The sequence below is a fragment of the Pseudomonas sp. UBA3153 genome (assembly GCF_002364635.1).
Lineage (GTDB): Bacteria > Pseudomonadota > Gammaproteobacteria > Pseudomonadales > Pseudomonadaceae > Pseudomonas_O > Pseudomonas_O kuykendallii.
Map to the genome: position 1 here is coordinate 21,047 of NZ_DEYR01000094.1, position 19,836 is coordinate 40,882.

At 65.3% G+C, this 19,836-nt stretch carries 19 protein-coding genes and 1 pseudogene; 16 read left to right on the forward strand and 4 right to left on the reverse strand.

Going from position 1 to position 19,836, the window contains the following annotated elements; all coding sequences use genetic code 11:
• Positions 1 to 140: 140 nt before the first annotated feature.
• The 7 genes and pseudogenes from B2X67_RS20945 to B2X67_RS19130 form a co-directional block, all read left to right on the forward strand.
• Positions 141 to 342 (forward strand): annotated as a pseudogene (locus tag B2X67_RS20945) (RNA polymerase sigma factor); the annotation flags it as partial.
• Between the two features lie 74 nt (positions 343 to 416).
• Positions 417 to 2,819, forward strand: a complete 2,403-nt coding sequence (locus B2X67_RS19105; protein WP_349677805.1) for a TonB-dependent siderophore receptor — start codon at positions 417 to 419, stop codon at positions 2,817 to 2,819.
• A 223-nt stretch (positions 2,820 to 3,042) separates the two neighbouring features.
• Entirely contained in the window at positions 3,043 to 3,534 is a 492-nt protein-coding gene (purE, locus tag B2X67_RS19110; protein ID WP_286786480.1) for a 5-(carboxyamino)imidazole ribonucleotide mutase, read from the forward strand.
• Entirely contained in the window at positions 3,534 to 4,619 is a 1,086-nt protein-coding gene (locus B2X67_RS19115) for a 5-(carboxyamino)imidazole ribonucleotide synthase (RefSeq protein WP_286786481.1), read from the forward strand. The genes purE and B2X67_RS19115 overlap by 1 nt, the downstream gene beginning before the upstream one ends.
• Before the next feature lie 142 nt (positions 4,620 to 4,761).
• Entirely contained in the window at positions 4,762 to 5,010 is a 249-nt protein-coding gene (locus B2X67_RS19120; RefSeq protein ID WP_282343781.1) for a GlsB/YeaQ/YmgE family stress response membrane protein, read from the forward strand.
• Between the two features lie 44 nt (positions 5,011 to 5,054).
• Positions 5,055 to 5,585: a DUF3299 domain-containing protein gene (locus B2X67_RS19125; protein ID WP_286786482.1), complete on the forward strand. Its 531-nt coding sequence runs from the start codon at positions 5,055 to 5,057 to the stop codon at positions 5,583 to 5,585.
• Positions 5,586 to 5,592: 7 nt separating this feature from the next.
• Positions 5,593 to 6,276, forward strand: a complete 684-nt coding sequence (locus tag B2X67_RS19130) for a uracil-DNA glycosylase family protein (protein WP_376747732.1) — start codon at positions 5,593 to 5,595, stop codon at positions 6,274 to 6,276.
• Positions 6,277 to 6,353: 77 nt separating this feature from the next.
• Here the strand turns inward: B2X67_RS19130 and B2X67_RS19135 are convergent, their stop codons facing one another.
• The gene (locus B2X67_RS19135) at positions 6,354 to 6,920 is read right to left on the reverse strand and encodes a TetR/AcrR family transcriptional regulator (protein WP_286786484.1); all 567 of its coding nucleotides are present in this window, start codon (positions 6,918 to 6,920) and stop codon (positions 6,354 to 6,356) included.
• Positions 6,921 to 7,011: 91 nt separating this feature from the next.
• Between B2X67_RS19135 and B2X67_RS19140 the strand changes: the two genes are divergently transcribed.
• Complete coding sequence (locus B2X67_RS19140) at positions 7,012 to 7,743, forward strand: SDR family oxidoreductase (protein WP_286786485.1); 732 nt, start codon at positions 7,012 to 7,014, stop codon at positions 7,741 to 7,743.
• A 41-nt stretch (positions 7,744 to 7,784) separates the two neighbouring features.
• Complete coding sequence (locus B2X67_RS19145; protein ID WP_286786486.1) at positions 7,785 to 8,375, forward strand: 2-hydroxychromene-2-carboxylate isomerase; 591 nt, start codon at positions 7,785 to 7,787, stop codon at positions 8,373 to 8,375.
• A 13-nt stretch (positions 8,376 to 8,388) separates the two neighbouring features.
• On the opposite strand, the gene B2X67_RS19150 is transcribed toward B2X67_RS19145, so the two are convergent.
• The 3 genes from B2X67_RS19150 to gabD form a co-directional block, all read right to left on the reverse strand.
• Positions 8,389 to 9,600 (reverse strand): HDOD domain-containing protein, encoded by a 1,212-nt coding sequence (locus B2X67_RS19150; RefSeq protein WP_286786487.1) that lies wholly within the window; start codon positions 9,598 to 9,600, stop codon positions 8,389 to 8,391.
• Positions 9,601 to 9,791: 191 nt separating this feature from the next.
• On the reverse strand, positions 9,792 to 11,072 hold the full coding sequence (gene gabT, locus B2X67_RS19155; protein WP_286786488.1) for a 4-aminobutyrate--2-oxoglutarate transaminase: 1,281 nt from the start codon (positions 11,070 to 11,072) through the stop codon (positions 9,792 to 9,794).
• A gap of 158 nt (positions 11,073 to 11,230) precedes the next feature.
• Positions 11,231 to 12,682 (reverse strand): NADP-dependent succinate-semialdehyde dehydrogenase, encoded by a 1,452-nt coding sequence (gabD, locus tag B2X67_RS19160; RefSeq protein ID WP_282343769.1) that lies wholly within the window; start codon positions 12,680 to 12,682, stop codon positions 11,231 to 11,233.
• Positions 12,683 to 13,128: 446 nt separating this feature from the next.
• On the opposite strand from gabD, the gene rfaH reads away from it, so the two are divergent.
• The 7 genes from rfaH to B2X67_RS19195 all read left to right on the forward strand — a co-directional run bounded on the left by rfaH (position 13,129) and on the right by B2X67_RS19195 (position 19,790).
• A complete protein-coding gene (gene rfaH / locus B2X67_RS19165) occupies positions 13,129 to 13,614 on the forward strand; it encodes a transcription/translation regulatory transformer protein RfaH (RefSeq protein ID WP_286786489.1) in 486 nt (161 codons plus the stop codon).
• Positions 13,615 to 14,029: 415 nt separating this feature from the next.
• Positions 14,030 to 14,464 (forward strand): hypothetical protein, encoded by a 435-nt coding sequence (locus tag B2X67_RS19170; RefSeq protein ID WP_286786490.1) that lies wholly within the window; start codon positions 14,030 to 14,032, stop codon positions 14,462 to 14,464.
• A gap of 96 nt (positions 14,465 to 14,560) precedes the next feature.
• On the forward strand, positions 14,561 to 14,902 hold the full coding sequence (locus B2X67_RS19175; RefSeq protein ID WP_286786491.1) for a hypothetical protein: 342 nt from the start codon (positions 14,561 to 14,563) through the stop codon (positions 14,900 to 14,902).
• A gap of 112 nt (positions 14,903 to 15,014) precedes the next feature.
• Entirely contained in the window at positions 15,015 to 16,151 is a 1,137-nt protein-coding gene (locus B2X67_RS19180) for an outer membrane beta-barrel protein (protein WP_286786492.1), read from the forward strand.
• Positions 16,152 to 16,206: 55 nt separating this feature from the next.
• Complete coding sequence (locus tag B2X67_RS19185; protein WP_286786520.1) at positions 16,207 to 16,746, forward strand: polysaccharide biosynthesis/export family protein; 540 nt, start codon at positions 16,207 to 16,209, stop codon at positions 16,744 to 16,746.
• Positions 16,746 to 18,989, forward strand: coding sequence for a GumC family protein (locus tag B2X67_RS19190; RefSeq protein WP_286786493.1), 2,244 nt, complete (start codon positions 16,746 to 16,748; stop codon positions 18,987 to 18,989). The genes B2X67_RS19185 and B2X67_RS19190 overlap by 1 nt, the downstream gene beginning before the upstream one ends.
• Before the next feature lie 36 nt (positions 18,990 to 19,025).
• Complete coding sequence (locus B2X67_RS19195) at positions 19,026 to 19,790, forward strand: tyrosine-protein phosphatase (RefSeq protein WP_286786494.1); 765 nt, start codon at positions 19,026 to 19,028, stop codon at positions 19,788 to 19,790.
• Positions 19,791 to 19,836 lie beyond the last annotated feature (46 nt).

A 19,836-nucleotide genomic window follows, 5' to 3' on the forward strand; every position in this document is an offset into this window, starting at 1 on the left:
GACCGGCCATCCGCGCGGGATGGCCGCGAAGAGAATCGCGACCGGTCCTCGCCGGTCGCTATCGAAGTTTCCTGATAAGCATTATCATTTGAGTCATTTCGTCGCGCCGCCCCGGCGCACAGCCGTGACGCCGTCGTGCAATGACTCCCGATCGCTCTTCCCCCGAGCCGCCGCCGCTGGATTCCCAGGAGGATTTCCTTCGCGTGTTCCTGGCCAACCGGCAGCGCCTGGAGTCGCTGGTCAGCCGACAGGTCGGTTGCCGCGCCACCGCCGCCGATCTGGTCCAGGACCTGTTCCTGCGCTTCTGGCGCCGGCCGGTGCTGCAGGTCGAGGAAAGAGGTAAACCCGCGGCGGCTTCGTGTAGTGGTCATGCGATCAATTCGCATCAACGCCACTTCCTCTACAGAGAACGCACGATGAAACGTCGCCCTTTCCCGCCGCTGACTCCGCTCGCCGCCGTCTTGCTGTTCTTCGGCCTTGGCCTGCCGGCGCCTGCCCACGCGCAATCCACCGCGGAGCAGGTCGAAGGGCGCTTCCGGTTCTCCCTCGCCGCGCAGCCGCTGGCACAGTCGCTCGACCAGTTCAGCCGCATCACCGGTCTGGCGGTGGTCTATACCAGCGCCTTGCCGGCTACGCTCGGCGCGCCGGCGCTCGACGGCTCGATGAGTGCCGCGCAGGCACTGCAGCGGTTGCTGGCGGGCAGTGGCTACGCGTCCCGCAAGGTCGACGAACGAACCTTCACCGTCGAGCCACAGGCCGCGACGCAGGCGATGAACCTGGATGGCCTGACGGTGACCGCCGAGGACGCCAACCGTTACAGCTACCAGCCCAGCAGTACGCCCTCGATCACCCGCAGCGGCACCCCGCTGCTGGAAGTGCCGCAGACCGTCAACGTGGTTCCGGCGCAGGTGCTGCGCGACCAGAAACCCCGCAACCTCGACGACGCGCTGAACAACATCAGCGGCATCACCCAGGCCAACACCCTCGGCAGCACCCAGGACGCGGTGAGCAAGCGCGGCTTCGGCGACAACCGCGACGGCTCGATCATGCGCGACGGCCTGCCGTCGATCCTCGGGCGCAGCCTCAGCGCCAGCGCCGACCACGTCGAAGTGCTCAAGGGCCCGGCGTCGCTGCTCTACGGCATCCAGGACCCGGGCGGGATCGTCAACGTGGTCAGCAAGAAGCCGCAGCTGGAGCAGTACAACAACGTGACCCTGCGCGGCTCGACCTACGCCCACGGCAAGAGCGGCAGCGGCGGCGGGCTGGACAGCACCGGCGCGCTGGGTAACAGCGGGTTGGCCTACCGGATGATCGTCGACCACCAGGACGAGGATTACTGGCGCAATTTCGGCAACTTCCGCGAGACCCTGGTGGCGCCGTCGCTGGCCTGGTACGGCGAGGACACCACGGTCAACCTGAGCTACGAGCATCGCGAGTTCGAGACCCCGTTCGACCGCGGCACGGCGATCAATCCGGCAACCCTGAAGCCGCTGGACATCCCGCGCACCCGCCGACTGGACGAGGCCTTCAACGTCACCGAAGGGCGTTCGGACCTGACCCGGCTGGCCGTCGAGCACCGCCTCGACGAAACCTGGAAGGCCAACTTCGCCTACGGCTGGACCCGCGAGACCTACGACGACAACCAGGCGCGGGTGACGGGCGTCAACGGCAACGGCACCGTGACGCGGCGTATCGACGGCACCCACGGCGCGGTCAGCAGCGACAGTTTCGCCACCGCCAGCCTGAGTGGCGACCTGCAGATCGCCGGCTATCGCAACGAACTGGTGGTGGGCATCGACAGCGAGAAGCGCAAGATCTTCCGCGCCGACCTGATTCGTGGCGGCAACAGTCCGATGAACTACAACGATCCGGTCTATGGCACGGTCGATCCGTCCGACGTGGCCGATGCCGGATCGAGCGACCAGACCGACAAGCTGCGCACCGACTCGTTGTACCTGCAGGACTCGCTGCACCTGGACGAGCACTGGATCCTCGTCGCCGGCGGGCGTTACCTGATCTACGACCAGTACGCCGGGCGCGGTCGGCCGTTCCGGCCCAACACCGACATCGACGGCCAGGTCTGGGTGCCGCGCGGCGGCGTGGTCTACCGCTTCGACGATAGCTTCTCGCTGTATGCCAGCTACAGCGAGTCGTTCAAGCCGAACTCGACCATCGCGCCGTTGGCCAGCGACGCAGTGATCGATTCGTCCATCGCGCCGGAAGAGGGCAAGTCCTGGGAGCTGGGCGCCAAGCTGGACATCCCGGACCGGGTCACCGCCAACCTGGCGCTGTTCGACATCCACAAGCGCAACGTGCTGGTCACCGAGGAGGTGGGCGGCGCCACCGTCAGCCGCGCGGCCGGCAAGGTCCGCTCCTACGGCCTGGAACTGGACGTCAGCGGCCAGCTCAGCGAGCGCTGGAGCCTGATCGGCAGCTACGCCTGGCTGGATGCCGAGGTCACCGAGGACCCGCTCTACCAGGGTAACCGTCTGCAGAACGTGGCGCGGAACACGGCGTCGCTGTCGGCGGTGTACCAGGTCGGTTCGCTGTTCGGCGGCGACAACCTGCGCCTGGGCGCCGGCGCGCGGCACGTCGGCGAGCGCGCTGGCGACGCCAGCAACAGCTTCGACCTGCCGGCCTACACGGTGGCCGATGCCTTCGCCAGCTACGACACCCGGTTCGGCGGTCACGACGTCGGCTTCCAGTTCAACGTGAAGAACCTGTTCGACCGTCGCTACTACTCGTCCAGCGCCAGCCGCAACTACGTCTCGGTCGGCGAGCCGCGGCAATTCCTGGTGTCCACCACCGTCAGCTTCTAGGGCCGTCGGGCGAGCACCTGCGGGCGCCGCTTTCAGCGCGGCGGGGGCGATGCGCGGCAGGCTTCGGGGGCGCCGAACGGCGGGCTGTCGCCGCTTGCGCCTTGGGTTATACTGCGCGGCCTTCGCGGCCCGGCACGGTCGCTTCGCACACAAGCCACGCCTGGTCTCCAGCGTGGCTTGTTGGTTTCTGCGCCCGCGGGCGCCCGACGCAAGAGGCACGACGATGAGCGCACTGGTAGGCGTGATCATGGGCTCCAAGTCCGACTGGTCCACCCTCAGTCACACCGCCGAGATGCTGGAAAAACTCGGCATCCCGTTCGAGGTGAAGGTGGTCTCCGCGCACCGCACGCCGGACCTGCTGTTCCAGTACGCCGAGCAGGCCGAGGAGCGCGGTATCCAGGTGATCATCGCCGGCGCCGGCGGCGCCGCGCACCTGCCGGGCATGTGCGCGGCCAAGACCCATCTGCCGGTGCTGGGTGTGCCGGTGCAGTCGTCGATGCTGTCGGGCGTCGACTCGCTGCTGTCCATCGTGCAGATGCCCGCCGGCATTCCGGTCGCCACCCTCGCCATCGGCAAGGCCGGCGCGGTGAACGCGGCGCTGCTGGCGGCGAGCATCCTCGGCCACACGCACCCGCAGTTCCACGTCGCGCTCAAGCAGTTCCGCGACGAGCAGACCCAGACCGTACTGGACAACCCGGACCCGAGGGATCAGTGATGAAGATCGGCGTGATCGGTGGCGGCCAACTGGGCCGCATGCTGGCCCTGGCGGGAACTCCGCTGGGGATGGACTTCGCTTTCCTCGACCCCGCGCCGGATGCCTGCGCCGCCGCCCTCGGCGAGCACATCCGCGCCGATTACGGCGATCAGGGCCACCTGCGCCAGCTGGCCGACGAAGTGGACCTGGTGACCTTCGAGTTCGAGAGCGTGCCGGCGGAAACCGTGGCCTTCCTCTCGCAGTTCGTGCCCGTCTACCCGAACGCCGAATCCCTGCGCATCGCCCGTGATCGCTGGTTCGAGAAGTCGATGTTCAAGGAGCTGGGCATCCCCACGCCGGAATTCGCCGACCTCCATTCGCAGGCCGATCTCGACGCCGCGGTGGCCGCCATCGGCCTGCCGGCGGTGATGAAGACCCGTACCCTGGGCTACGACGGCAAGGGCCAGAAGGTCCTGCGCACCCCGGCGGACGTGGCCGGCGCCTTCGCCGAGCTGGGCGGCGTGCCCTGCATCCTCGAGGGTTTCGTGCCCTTCACCGGGGAAGTCTCGCTGATCGCGGTGCGCGCCCGTGACGGTGAAACGCGGTTCTACCCGTTGGTGCACAACACCCACGACAGCGGCATCCTGCGCCTCTCGGTGGCCAGCACCGCGCATCCGCTGCAGGCGCTCGCCGAGGATTACGTCGGCCGCGTGCTGAACAAACTCGACTACGTCGGCGTGCTGGCCTTCGAGTTCTTCGAAGTGGACGGCGGGCTGAAGGCCAACGAGATCGCCCCGCGCGTGCACAACTCCGGGCACTGGACCATCGAAGGTGCCGAGTGCAGCCAGTTCGAGAACCACCTGCGCGCGGTCGCCGGCCTGCCGCTGGGCTCCACCGCCGCCCTCGGCGCGAGCGCGATGCTTAACTTCATCGGCGAAGTGCCGCCCACCGAGCAGGTTGTGGCGCTCGCCGACTGCCACCTGCACCACTACGGCAAGGCCTTCAAGGCCGGACGCAAGGTCGGCCACGCCACCCTGCGCAGCGCCGATGCCGCGACGCTGAAACAGCGCATCGCCGCCGTCGAAGCGCTGATCGCCAGGGCCTAACCCGCGCGCCCGGCGCCTGGGAAGGCGCCGCGCGGCTCTCCCGCGGGCCTTGCGCAGTTTTTCGCGAACTTGCGTTTGTCCTCTCCGGTCCCATGCACAACGCGGCGCTTTGCCGCGTCTCTTTCATATTCAGGAGATTCGCATGGGCATCATCGGAACCATCTTCATCGGCCTGATCGTCGGCCTGATCGCACGCTTCCTCAAGCCTGGCGATGACAGCATGGGATGGATCATGACCATCCTGCTGGGCATCGGCGGTGCGCTGCTGGCCACATACGGCGGCCAGGCCGTGGGCATCTACCAGGCCGGCGAAGCGGCGGGCTTTATCGGCGCGGTCGTCGGTGCGATCATCCTGCTGGTGATCTACGGCCTGGTCAGCCGCAAACGCTGACCGATCGGGCCGCTTGCGGCCCACCCTTCTCTTCGACCGAATCCATGCGCCGACTCTCTCTGTTGCTGCTGTGCCTGCTGTCTTCCCTGGTTCATGCCGAGCTGCCCGAAACCGACTGGCTGGAACTGATGCCGCCGACGGACCGCAAGGCGCTCGAGCAGATGCCCGAGATCAGCCATGACACCCCCGAAGGCAAGGGCTTCAGCGCCAAGGGCGGGATCAAGCAGGAGAAGGGATTGCCGGCGGTGATGTATTCGGCGAAGACGGTGGCCAAGCTCGACGGCAAGGCGCTGCGCCTGGGCGGTTATCCGGTTCCGTTGGAGTCGGACGCCAAGGGGCGCAGCACGCTGTTCTTCCTCGTGCCGTATCCCGGCGCCTGCATCCACGTACCGCCACCACCGCCGAACCAGATCGTGCTGGTGCGCTATCCCAAGGGCATCTTGCTGTCCGACATCTACGCGCCGCTGTGGGTCGAGGGGCCGCTGAAGGTGGAGAAGGTCAGCAACGACATGGCCGACGCCGCCTATGCGCTGGACGCCACCCGGGTGCGCCCGGTCGAGGACGCGGACCTCTAGGGTGGCGATCAGCGCCGCGCTGCACCGTGCGTTTCGTGAGCGGGCGAAGCAGACCGACGGTATCGACCTTGCCGTCTATTCGCACTTCGGCAAGAACCCGCTGGAGCCGATCATCGGCCTCGGCGACCCGCACGCGCCTCTGGCATTCTTCGGCCGCGATCCTGGCCGCGAGGAGGTGCGCCACGGCGAGCCCTTCATCGGCAGCGGCGGGCAGATCGTGCGCAAGGTGCTCTACCGGCAGCTGCACGGCGAGTCGACGAGCGACTTCGAGGCGCTGCGCGGGGTGGGCCGGCCGTTCTTCTGGATCAACACCGTGCCGTACAAGCCGCTGGGCAACAAGGCCTGGTCGATGGCGGTGAAGAAGCGCTTCCATCCGTTGATGCGCGAGTTGTTGCTCAAGGGCTGGCAGGGGCGCGACTTGGTGACCCTCGGCCGCGAGGCATTCCTCTGGTTCGCCATCGACCAGCCGCGCGAGGTGCGCCAGGCGCTGGAAGCGTTCTGGCAGCGCGAAGACCGCTTCACGGCGCATATCGAGGTCGAGCTGTCCGAAGCGGGTGTCGCGCGGCGCCTGCGTCTGCACCCGTTGCCGCATCCCTCACCGCTGAACCAGGTCTGGTTCAAGCGCTTTCCCGAATTGCTGCGCGCCCGGCTGGAGGCGTTGCAGATCGGCGCGGATTTCCGCCCGGCGTAGGGTGGATGTCGCCTTCCACATCCACCCGCGAATCCCACACCGACCGCGGGAGGACATGAAAGGTACAGGTGTCCGCCTCAGCCCAGCGTCTTCTCCACGAGCCCGCGGCTCGCGGCCAGCACGTCTTCCTGGCACTGCGTGCTCGCCATCATGCGCGCCAGCACCAGGGCACCGACGCACTGGGCGATCAGTGCCCAGGCCAGTTGTGGGTCGCCGAGCACCTCGCTCCAGGCCTCCTGTAGCTGGAGCAGCCAGCGCTCGGCTTCTTCGCGTACGGCGGGTTCGGCGCGGGCGATTTCCGCGCCGAGGCTGGGGATCGCGCAGCCGCTGTCGGGCCGCCGGACATGGGCCATGCTCAGATAGCGCGCCAGGCAGCGGCGCAATTTGGCGCGGTTGACGTCGGCCCCCCCGGCCTGGGTGCCTCCAAGCAGTTTCAGACTATGGCTCAGTTCGCGGCGGACGATGGCGGCGAACAGCTCGTCCTTGGAGGAAAAGTGGCTGTAGAAGGCGCCGCCGGTGAGGCCGATGGCCTTCATCAGCCCGGCCACGCCGGAGGCCGAGAAGCCGCCATGCTTGGCGATGGCGCCGCTGCTTTCGAGCAGTTTCTCGCGGGTCTGATCCTTGTGATCGGCGGCGTAGCGCACGGGGCCTCCTGTGTCGCAGGCAACTTGACGATGCGGCGGATCGTAGCATAACGTCCGTTTAGTAAACGATCATTCAGTAAAGAGGCCATCCATGCATAACAACAAGAAGGTTGCCCTGATCATCGGTGCCGGCGATGCCACCGGCGGCGCCATCGCCCGGCGCTTCGCCCGCGAGGGATACGTCGCCTGCGTCACCCGGCGCAGTGCGGACAAGCTGCAGCCGCTGGTGGATTCGATCCGCGCCGAGGGCGGCGAGGCGCACGGTTTCGCCTCGGACGCCCGGCGCGAGGAGGCGGTACAGGCGCTGTTCGAGGAGATCGAGCGGGACATCGGCCCGGTCGAGGTGCTGGTGTTCAACATCGGCGCCAACGTGCCGTGCAGCATCCTCGAGGAAACCGCGCGCAAGTACTTCAAGATCTGGGAAATGGCCTGCTTCTCCGGCTTCCTCTGCGCCCGCGAAGCTGCGCTGCGGATGGTCGGCCGCGAGCGCGGGACCATCCTCTTCACCGGTGCCACCGCCGGGCTGCGCGGGGCCTCCGGATTCGCCGCCTTCGCCGGGGCCAAGCACGGCATCCGCGCGTTGGCGCAGAGCATGGCGCGTGAGCTTGGGCCGCGGAACCTGCATGTCGCCCACGTGGTGGTGGACGGCGCCATCGACACCGACTTCATCCGCGAGAACTTCCCGGAGAAGTATGCGACGAAAGACCAGGATGGCATTCTCGACCCCGAGCACATCGCCGAAAACTACTGGTTCCTGCACCGCCAGCCGCGCGATGCCTGGACCTTCGAGCTCGACCTGCGACCGTGGAGCGAGCGCTGGTAAGCGATGCCGCGGAAAAAAACCAACAACAAGAGAGCGAATCGATGAGTAAAACCGTGGAATTCCTGTTCGACGTCGGCAGCCCCGCGAGCTACCTGGCGTACACGCAGTTGCCGAAGCTTTGCGCGCAGGCCGGTGCAACGCTGGTCTATGTGCCGATGTTGCTGGGCGGTGTGTTCCAGGCCACCGGCAACGCCTCGCCGGCCACCGTGCCGGCCAAGGCCCGGCATTCCTATATCGACCTGCAGCGCTTCGCCGACCGTTACGGCGTGCCGCTGGCTTTTCCTGCCGGCTTCCCGATCAACACGCTGACCCTGATGCGCAGCGTCGTCGGCGTGCAGCTCCGTGAGCCGGAGCGTTTCGAGGCCTACCTGCAGGCAATCTTCCGCGCGCTGTGGGTGGACGCGCGCGAGCTCGGCGATCCGGTGGTGCTGGGCAAGACCTTGGTGGAGGCCGGCTTCAATCCGCAGGCGATGCTGGCGCTGGTCGGCGATCAGGAGGTGAAGGATGCGCTGAAGGCGAACACCGAGGCGGCGGTGCGGCGTGGCGTCTACGGCGCGCCGACGATGTTCGTCGGCGACGCGATGTTCTTCGGCCAGGATCGCCTCGACTTCGTTCGCGAGGCGCTGGCCTGAGCCGCGTGTTGGCTCAGGATGCCTGCGCCACCGGCAGGCGGGCGAGGGTGGCCTTGTCCAGGCCGAGCATGCGCGCGGCCTTGGTCTCGGCCAGCGCCTGCGGCGGGTCTTCCGGCGTCTGCGCGGCGAGCTGGGCGGCCAGGTTCATGATCAGCGCCTCGCGCGAGTAAACCCCGCTGCCGAGCTGGTAGGCAGCGCCGATCAGCTGGCGCAGGTCCAGCGGCAGTCGCCAGCGGGTGCGCATGGCGCCCCCGAAGCCGGCACTGTGGCGCTGCAGGCTGCTGTCGATGCTTAGCTCGTCCAGCGCACCCGCGGCGTTGCGCCAGTCCTGCAGCGAGCGCAGCACGGCGAGATCACCCAGGCGATGCAGCAGGCCGGCGGTGTAGCACAGCTCGGCGTCGACCTTGAGTCGCTCGGCCAGCCAGTGCGCGTAGTCGGCCGTGCGCTGCGAATACTCCCAGAAATGCCGGGCCAGCCCGGCGAGCGTCTCGTCCGCCAGGTTGGCGCTGCGTTGCAGGGCGACGCCGAGGGCGAGGTTCAGCGCATGCACCACGCCGACCCTGGGCAGCGCCTGGCCGAGGGTCTGGCAGTTGCCGCCCCGGGCACGCTGGGCCGAATTGGCGACGGCGATGAGCTGGGCGGTGAGGTGCGGGTCCTTGCCGAACAGCGCTTCCAGTTCGCCCAGGGCACAGTCGCGACTGTTCAGGCGCTGCAGCGCCTCACGCACGCCGTCGAGCAGTGGCGCGCCCTCGGCGTTTTCGCGCTGGTCGGCGAGAAAGGCGTCCAGGGTCATGCCCGGTGGCGCGGCGGGAGGCGTGTAGACGACCTCTTCGCCCGGCGCGACCAGCACCTGCTGCAGCCGTCGCAGCAGCTTCTCGGCCTCGAAGGGTTTGGTCAGGTAGGCCGTGGGGTGCAGCGGCAGCGCCGCGCGCACGCTGGCGGTGTCGGCGTTCGCGCCGATGAGGAAGAACGGCAGCAGCGGCCTGGATCGGTCGCGCCGTAGCTGACGCAGCAGTTCCAGGCCATCCAGCCCGCGCAATTGCGAACTGGCGATCACCAGGCTCGGCGGCCGGCGCTGGCATAGCTCAAGCACCTGCTGGCCGTCCTCGAAGCGCTGGATATTCGCGTCGCAGCGCGCGCTGCGGACCAGTTGCACGAGCAGATCGGCGGTCCAGCGATCGTCTTCGGCGATCAGGACGGTCGGCGGTGAGCGCTTGTCGGACATCGGTATTCCTGTGGTCGAACGGTTCCGGTGCGCCGACGCGATCGGTCGATCTGGCGGCGTCTGCCGCTACCGGAGGCTTTCTTGCGGACGTGTGCTTGTGGCGAGAGGTGCCTATCGCGGCACCGAGCGCGGGGATTTTACGGCAAAAAAAGACCCGCCGAAGCGGGTCTTTTCTACAGCGCGACTCAGACTCAGGCGAGTTCGTCGAAACACTCGGCGACGATCTCCAGGCCACGGTCCAGCTGGGCATCGGGAATGGTGACCGGCATGAGGAAGCGGATGACGTTGTAGTAGGTGCCGCAGGACAGCAGGATCAGGCCTTTATCGCGTGCGCGGGCGACGATCTTGCCGACCAGTTCGGCGGCCGGCTTGTGCACGTCGCCGCCCTCGAACAGCTCGATGGCGACCATCGAACCGAGACCGCGAACGTCACCGATCACCTTGTGCTTGGCCTGGACCTCGCGCAGCGCGGCCTTGACGCGTTCGCCGACGGCGTTGGAGCGATCCAGCAGCTTCTCTTCGTCGAACACCTTGAGCACGGCGAGCGCCGCGGCGCAGGCGATCGGGCTGCCGGCATAGGTGCCGCCGAGGCCGCCGGGGGCGATCACGTCCATGATCTCGGCCTTGCCGCAGACGCCGGAGATGGGGAAGCCGCCGCCGACCGATTTGGCGAAGGTGGTCAGGTCCGGCACCACGCCCAGTTGCTCGGTGGCGAAGAAGGTGCCGGTACGCCCGGCGCCGGTCTGCACTTCGTCGGCGATCAGCAGGATGCCGTGTTGGTCGCAGAGCGCGCGCAGGCGCTTCATGAACGCCGGCGAGTTGACGTAGAAGCCACCCTCGCCCTGCACCGGCTCGATGATGATCGCGGCGATGTCCTGCGGCTGGGCGTCGTTCTTGAAGATGCGCTCGATGCTGGCGATCGAGTCGTCCTCGCTCACGCCGTGCAGCGGGCAGGGCGCCAGGGCGCGGAAGATGCCGCCGGGCATCAGGCCCATGCCGGCCGAGTAGGGCACCACTTTGCCGGTCAGGCCGAGGGTCATCATGGTGCGGCCGTGGTAGGCCCCGGTGAAGGCGATCACACCGGCGCGGCCGGTGGCGGCCCGGGCGATCTTGACGGCGTTTTCCACCGCTTCCGAGCCGCTGGTGACCAGCAGGGTCTTCTTCGCGAAGTCGCCCGGCACGCGCTTATTGATCTCCTCGCAGAGCTCGACGTACGGCTCATAGGCCAGCACCTGGAAGCAGGTGTGGGACAGCTTGGTGAGCTGCTCCTGCACCGCGGCGACGACCTTGGGATGCAGGTGGCCGGTGTTGAGCACGGCGATGCCGCCGGCGAAGTCGATGAACTCGCGGCCTTCGACGTCGGTGACCGTGGCGTTCTCGGCCTTCTCGGCGAAGATCGGGTGGATCTGGCCGACACCGCGTGGAACGGCGGAATGGCGGCGCTGCATCAGTGATTCGTTGGTCTTGCTCATGATCTCCTCTTGGCCGCTCATCGTGCGGACCGGGTCAAGGATGAAACGCGCCCGGAGTCGCTGGCGGCAGCATACGATGATCGACTGCCACAGCGCTTCCGGGCGCCTTGGGGTATTCGCGGCGCACCCGACACCCGCCGGGCGCGTCACCTCGCGGCTTATACGCCGCCGAGGCAGAGGTATTTCAGTTCCAGGTAGTCTTCGATGCCGTACTTGGAGCCTTCGCGGCCCAGGCCGGAAGCTTTCACGCCGCCGAACGGCGCGACTTCGGTGGAGATCAGCCCGGTGTTGATGCCGACCATGCCGTACTCCAGCGCCTCGGCCACGCGGAACACGCGGGACAGGTCGCGGGCGTAGAAGTAGGACGCCAGGCCGAACTCGGTGTCGTTGGCCATGGCGATCACTTCGGCTTCGTCCTTGAAGCGGAACAGCGGCGCCAGCGGGCCGAAGGTCTCTTCCTTGGAAACCTTTGCATCCTTCGGCACGTTGACCAGGATGGTCGGCTCGAAGAAGCTGCCGCCGAGGCTGTGCGCCTTGCCGCCGCTGACCACCTGGGCGCCCTTGCTCAACGCGTCCTCGATGTGTTCCTTGACCTTGGCCACGGCCTTGTCGTCGATCAGCGGGCCGGTGGTCACGCCGTCGTCCATGCCGTTGCCGACCTTGAGCTTGGCCACCGCGACTTTCAGTTTCTCGACGAAGGCATCGTAGACGCCGTCCTGGATGTACAGGCGGTTGGCGCAGACGCAGGTCTGGCCGTTGTTGCGGTACTTGGAAATCAGCGCGCCCTCGACGGCGGCGTCCAGATCCGCATCATCGAAGACGATGAAGGGCGCGTTGCCGCCCAGCTCCAGGGAGACCTTCTTGATGTCCTTGGCGCATTCCGCCATCAGCTGGCGACCGATTTCGGTGGAGCCGGTGAACGACAGCTTGCGCACCACCGGGTTGCTGGTCAGCTCGCCGCCGATGTCGCCGGCGCTGCCGGTGACCACGCTGAGCACGCCTTTCGGTATGCCAGCGCGCTCCGCCAGCTCCATCAGCGCGAGGGCGGAGTAGGGCGTCTGCGAGGCGGGCTTGATCACCATGGTGCAACCGGCGGCGAGGGCCGGGCCAGCCTTGCGGGTGATCATCGCGGTGGGGAAGTTCCACGGCGTGATCGCAGCGGTGACGCCGATCGGCTGCTTGATGACGATGATGCGCTTGTCCGGCTGGTGGCCGGGAATGGTGTCGCCATAGATGCGCTTGGCTTCTTCGGCGAACCACTCGATGAACGAGGCGGCATAGGCGATCTCGCCCTTGGCTTCGGCCAGCGGCTTGCCTTGTTCCAGCGTCATCAGACGGCCCAGGTCGTCCTGGTTTTCCATCATCAGCTCGAACCAGCGGCGCAGCTTGATCGAACGCTCCTTGGCGGTCAGCGCACGCCAGGCCGGCAGCGCGCGTTCAGCGGCCTCGATGGCGCGACGGGTCTCCGCCTTGCCCATCTTGGGTACGCTGCCGATGACTTCGTTGGTGGCCGGGTTGTTCACCGAGATGGTCTGGCCGTTGTCCGCGTCCAGCCAGGCTCCGTCGATGTAGGCTTGCTGACGGAACAGCGTGGAGTCTTTGAGTTGCATGGCGGTCTCCTGCGGGCCGGATCGGAAGCGCTGATCCGGCATGGGTGGTAACGCTCCGTTCGGGGGCGGCGATTCGTGCGCGCGGCGCGCGAACACGATGAGCTTCCTCACCTTTCGAATTCAAGGAACAGACAGCGTTCGGCGATGGCGCCAGAGAATAAGGTGGCGCGTTTGAAATCTCAAACGAATGCTAGGGACAATCGTTGAAAAGAGCAACGGCGTTGAGGAGGCGAAGGCATAAATGCGACAGGATTCAACCGGCGATCAATTTTCTGTTTGATATATCGAACACTGCGAACTTTCTCGAAGAAATCGGGGTCAAGTGGTGGCAGGACTTGAACCTGCTTTTGCCCCTGTCTTCCTGCGCGGAAGCGGAGCGCCTGGCGATCCGATAGAGCTTCGAGAGCTGACCTTACTGGATGAAGCTTATGGATAAGTGCGTTGCGATGCCGGATATCGCCTGGTACCTGATTCAGTGCAAGCCACGGCAGGACGGACGGGCGCTCGAGCATCTGAGTCGTCAGGGCTTCGAGTGCTTCGGGCCTACCCTATCGGGGGAAAGCATCAAGGCGAACAAGCTCTGCCGTACCGAGCAGCCGCTGTTTCCAGGTTACCTGTTCGCGCGGATCGCCGCCGACGGCAACTGGACGGCGCTGCGCTCCACGCGTGGGGTGAGCCGGGTGATCGGGTTTTGCGGGCATCCGTGCCAGGTCGATGACGCGATCGTCGAGCAACTCAGGGCACGCTGTGCGGCGGATGAGGGGCAGGTGGTGTTCAGTCCTGGGGACAAGGTTCATATCAAGGCCGGTCCGCTGGCGGATATGGACGCGATTTTCCTGGCGATGGATGGGGATGAGCGGGTGGTTCTTCTGCTCAACATCCTGCATCGCGAGCAGCAGGTAAGAATGAAGCTTTCGCACCTGTCGGTGTGACGATATTTTGACTATGGGCATACATATTGCCTGATTAACGTCACTGTCATCGATCTCCTGTAGAATCGAGGCATTGATCAGGGATAAGGGCTGTCGACTTGTCCCACCCAGAAAGTGCTAGAGCCGCCGCCTCGTTCTCAAGGAAACGACGAACCTTGGGGCGGTAGCGTGCCTGACGGTCCCGTCGGCCACCTGGCTCCAGCTGTTGTCTTCTTCGCCCCCCAAGGGCGGCCCTGCACTGTAATGCTGCGTTTCCACCAGGGGACGTTCCAGTGAAGGGCAATCTCGCGGCACCTCTAATTCCAAGAAACCATGTAACAAAATTTTTTTATTGCCATGCGCTTGGTCGGCCCTGTCTTTCCCGGTCGTTTGGCGATGGGCCAAGTGCCAGTATCAACGATAAGGACGTTCTTCTATGCGCCATGCAGTGACCGTATGGGTTATGGCTTTGAGTGTTGCCGCAGCGAGCGCCTTCGCCGCGGATGAGCGCGCTACGGCGGTCGATATCGATTGCACCGCGCTCAGCGCGCAGCAGATCGGGCAGATGACTCGCGTAGGTAACCAGGTTCAGCTGCAGGCGATCGCCGCTCTGATCGAGGCCTGCCCGGCCAACGTGGACGCGATCATCGCCGCGGCAGTCGATGCTTCGCCCGAGGATGCGGAGCTGATCGTCGCCTATGTCACCGAGCAATTGCCCACGGCCGCTGGGGGGCCGGCGGCGGATAGTGGCAATTTGTTTACGCCGGGGAACTCAACCGGCCGGGATACGTCGAATTCGGTTCCATCGCCTGGTTCGGGTGGAGGCGGAAGGGTCGGGGGAAGCTCCGGCCCGGCAGCAAGTGCAAGCTGAGAGTCGGTCGAGGCGCGGGGACCGAGCTCGGTGCACGGAGCCGGTCAGTTTTGCCAGCGTGCTTCTTATAAAAACGTGTGAATGGAATCTCCAATCATGATGAAAACGCTAAAGGTCGTGGCTTTCGCCTCCGTCGCGTCGCTGTCGTTCAATGCTTCTGCCACCAACTTCGGTGGCATCAATCTTGGCCGGATCGATCTCGGTTCCAAGTTGATCGTCAGCAAGAGCTACAGCAGCCCGTGGGCAAGCCCCGTCGATAGTCATCTTGCGCTGAAAAGCCTCGCGGACCTCAACGCGCTCGCGCGTCTGACCCTCGCGGCTGCTTACGACAAGTTGAAAAATGCGCCCTCGTTGCCCTCGCACGGCAACTGGCACGGCCATCCTGGCACTACACCCGGTGGCTGCGCCCCGGGTGGCCCGGTAGCTAGCGCAAGTTGAGTGATGGCCGCGGTACCCGGGCCAAGACCCGGGACCGCGGTCCATCTGTATTCCAATCGTCCTTATTCCTTCGTGAGAACGGATTCGAGCAACTATGAAAATACCCAAGGTAATGGCTGCCACGTTCGCCGGTTCCATGTCGTTCAACGCCGCTGCCACCGAGCCTCAGAGCATCGATGTGGCGGGCTTCGACTTCACGCCGACCCTGTTCGTCAGCGAGAGCTACGACGACAACATTCGCGGACGCAAGACCGATGAGGAATCCTCCTGGATTACCAACATCAATCCGACCTTCCTTCTGAGCGCGGAAACCGGCAAAAGCGGCTACCAGCTCAAATACGAGCTGGACGACAAGAACTACCACTCGGATTCCCAGGTCAGCCATACCGATCACCACCTGACGCTCAAGAGCGTTCTGGAATTCACCGCACGCAATCGCCTGCGCTGGGACGTCGGCTATCACAAGGTCGAAGAGACCTCGGACACCGCCGAGATCGATGAAAACGACAAGTACACGCTGAAGAACGTAGGTGTCGGTTACACCTATGGCGCGCAGACCGCGCGCAACCAGCTGGACTTCGGGGCGAATTACCTGGAGCGTCGCTACCAGAACAGCGGCAATCTCAACGAGGACCAGGAATACGACTCCACCGCCCTGGTCGGCACCTGGTACCACCGCCTCGGTGCACGCACCCGCGTACTCGGCGAGCTGCGCCATGCGACCTTCGACTACCTGCAGCAGAACAGCGAGCGCGACAGCACTGACACGGCAGCCTTGGTCGGCGCGACCTGGGAAGCCACCAAGAAGACTTCCGGCGCGATCCGCTTCGGTGCCGAGCGCAAGAATTTCGATTCCAGCGACGTCAAGGACTACACCAGCCCGATGTGGGAAGTGGGTGTCGCCTACAAGCCTCGCACCTATTCAACCTTCAGCCTGGACGCCCGTCGCGCGTTCGATGAAGGCGACGATGGCGCCACCACCGTTCACGACACCACCACCACGCTGGGCTGGAAGCACGAGTGGACCTCGCGCATCGCCACCGACCTCAACTACCGCTATTCCGATCGCAAGTACGAGGCGGTCGACCGTACCGACAAGCGCAGCTCCTACGGCATCGGCGTGACCTACGCCATGCTGCGCTGGTTGGACATCGGGCTCGGCTACCGTCACCTGAAAAACGATTCCAGCCTCGATACCGAGGGTTACGTCCGCAACATTTACATGGTGAGTTTCGATGTCAGCCTCTGAAGCCCGGGTGGCACTCAACGCCGGAAACAGTCAGTTCGCCAAGGAAATCGCGCGCATGTCCATTCGCAATGTACTCAAATTCTTCAGTCTGATCCTGATGTTCGGCTATGGCGCCATCGCCAGCGCCGCCGACGCGGGTTATCGCCTCAGCTCCGGCGACGTGATCAAGGTGAACGTGTTCGGCGAGCCTGATCTGAGCTTCGCCGAAATCCGTCTGAACGACGCAGGCACCTTCTCCTATCCCTTCGTCGGCGAGGTCCAGGCCAAAGGCAAGACCACCGGCGAGATCGAGAAGCTGCTGACGCAGAAACTCAAGGACGGCTACCTGGTCGACCCGCGCGTTTCCGTCAGCGTGATCAACTACCGCGAGTTCTACATCAGCGGCGAAGTGAAACTGCCTGGCGGATATCCCTACCAGCCGGGCCTGACCCTCGACCGTGCGATCGCCCTGGCCGGCGGCCTCAGCGAGCGCGCATCGACCAAACGCATGACCATCATTCGCGGTGCCGACAGCACCCGCAAACCTGAAAAAGCGACGCTGGACACCCTGGTGAACCCGGGCGATACCATCAATATTGAGCAGGGATTCTTCTGATGATCTTGGAAAGCATTAGCCAGAAGGACCGAGCGTTGCCACATGCCTCCATGGAGGATGACAACGACTTCATCGACCTGCGGCGGATCTGGCGCGCCATCTGGTCGCGCAAGTGGGGCATCCTCACCCTGGTGCTGGTGGTCACGCTGCTGACCTCGCTGTTGATGATGAGCATCAAGCCGCTCTACAAGGCCTCGGCCACGGTGATGATCGAGCCCAAGGGCAACCAGCCGTTGACCTTCCAGCCGATCACCGACCAGAGTTCCGGCATCAGCGAATTCCTGCAGACTCAGTTGAGCCTGATCCAGAGCCGCGGCGTGGCGGAGAAGGTCGTTCGCGACCTGCGCCTCACCGAGCACCCGGATTTCGATCCGCGCCAGCAGCCGCAGCCGCTGATCAACATCGCCGGTCTGATCAAGCGCTTCAGCATCGACAGCCTGATTCCCGGTGCCGTCCCCAGTGGGGATAACGAAGACAAGCCGATGACCGATGCGGAAATCTTCGACGCCGTGACCCAGAACCTGATGCAGCGCACCGAGGTCTGGGCCGAGGGCAAGAGCCAGTTGGTCAACGTCGCGGTGGAAATGCCCGATAGGCTGACCGCCGCGATGGTCGCCAACGCCCTGGCGCAGAGCTACATCGAGAAGCAGCTCGAATCGCAGATGGAAATGTCGCTGGCTTCGACCAACTGGATGAACACCCGGTTGACCGAGCTGCGCGCCACCCTGCAGAGCGCCGAGGACAAGCTGCAGGCCTATCGCGAAGCGGAAGGCCTAGTGGATGTCGGTGGCGTGTCCACCATCAGCGCCAACACCCTGTCGGTCACGGGCGACCGCATGATCGACGCACGCCGGGCGCGCGCCGAAGCCGAGAGCCAGTACCGCCAGGTCGAAACCATGCGCAAGGCGGGGCTCGATCGCCTGACCAGCGTCCCTGCGGTACTCAGCAACCCGCTGATCCAGCAGTTCAAGGCGGAAGAGGCACGTGCGCGCGCCAAGGTCGAGGAACTGTCGCGCCGTTACGGGGAAAACCACCCGTCGATGATCGCCGCCCGTTCCGACCTCAGCGCGGCTAAAGCCAGCCTGCAGACCCAGGTCGACCAGGTCGTCGCCGGTATCGAGCGAAACTACCAGCTGGCCGTGGCCAACGAGAACTCACTGGACTCGTCGTTCAACAAGAACAAGGCGCAGATCCAGGACATTTCGCGCAAGGAATTCAAGCTGCGCGAGTTGCAGCGTGACGTCGACAGCAACCGCACCCTGTACGACACCTTCATGACCCGCATGCAGGAAACCGCAGCGACCTCGGACATGAACTCGTCGAACGCGCGCATCGTCGACACCGCCATCGCGCCGATCGAGCCCAGCGCGCCGAACAAGCGCCTGATCATCGTCATCGCGGCCTTCATGTCGCTGGTGGTCGGTATCGGCCTGGCCCTGCTGCTGGACGTGATCAACAACACCTTCAAGTCGCCGGAAGACGTCGAGACCAAGCTGAACCTGCCGGTACTCGGCATCGTTCCGCTGATCCCGAAGAAGAGCCGCGTGCAGATTGCCCACCAGTTCGAACAGAGCCAGGACAAGCGCTTCTGCGAGGCGATCCGGACGATTCGTACCAGCGTGATGCTCAGCGACATGAGCCAGCCGCACAAGGTCGTGGTGATCACCTCGTCCGTTCCCGGCGAGGGCAAGAGCGCTGTGGCCGCCAACCTGGCGTTCGCCATGGGCCAGCTGGAGCGCGTGCTGCTGATCGACGCCGACCTGCGTCGGCCGACTCTGGCCAAGAGCTTCGACTTCCCGGTCGGCGCGCCTGGCCTGGCCAACCTCATCGCCGGCACCGCGAAGGCCGAGGACTGCATCCAGACCGTCGGCAATGTCGACATGCTGCCGGCCGGTGTGGTGCCGCCGAACCCGCTCGAACTGCTGGCCTCGCCGCGCTTCGCGAAGTTCCTGGAAGTCACCAAGGAACGCTATGACCGCATCATCGTCGATTCGCCGCCGAGCCAGGCGGTCAGCGACGCCACCCTGCTGTCGACCTTCGCCAACGCGGTGATCTATGTGATCAAGTCGGAAAGCACGGCCATCCCGCTGGCGCAGAAAGGCATCGGCCAACTGCTGCAGAGCGGCGCGCCGCTCACCGGCGTTGTGCTCAACCAGGTGGACGTACAGAAGGCCGCGAAGCACGGCAGCTACAGCGGTTACTACGACCACTACGGTTACAGCAACGGCGAAGAGAAAGCGTAAGCAACCTCGGGCGATTCATCACGTAGCGCACTCATCATGATCGACCTGCACAGTCATCTGCTCCCCGGTATCGACGACGGCGCGCCAGACATGCCGACCGCCCTGACCCTCGCCCGCGTGGCGGTGGGAAATGGCATCACGCACATGGTCTGCACGCCGCACATGCATCCCGGTCGTTACGACAACGACGCCGGCAACATCCGGCAGGTCTGCAAGGCCTTCGCCGACGCGCTGAAAGGCGCCGGCATCGACTTGCGGGTGAGCGCCGCCGCCGAAGTCCGTTTCGGCAGCGAAATGATGAAGGGCGTCTGCGATGGCAGCATCCCGTTCCTCGGCGAATGGCAGGGCAAACGGGTCCTGCTGCTGGAATTCCCGCATGCGGAGATTCCGTTCGGCGCCGAGCGCATGACCGAGTGGCTGATCGGCAAGGGCATCGTTCCGCTGATCGCCCACCCGGAGCGCAACAAGGCACTGATGCATATGCCGTCGAAGCTCAAGCCGTTCCTGCTGCAGGGTTGCCTGCTGCAGCTGACCGCCGGATCGGTTGCCGGGAAATTCGGCGAACCGGCGCGGCGGCTGGCCCACGCGATCCTTGAGGAAAACCTGGCGACGATCATCGCCAGCGACGCCCACAACCTGCAGCACCGACCACCGGAACTGGCCTGCGGACGCGATCACGCGGCGCGCATAGTCGGTGACCGCAAGGCCGAGGCGCTGGTGCTGGATACGCCCTGGAGGATCGCGCAGGGCCATTTCGCTGCGCAGACCGCCGACCTGAAAGCCGAACTTTCCACCGCTTGATCAATCACATGGACCCCCACAGAGACAACGCCCATGACCGAGTCTC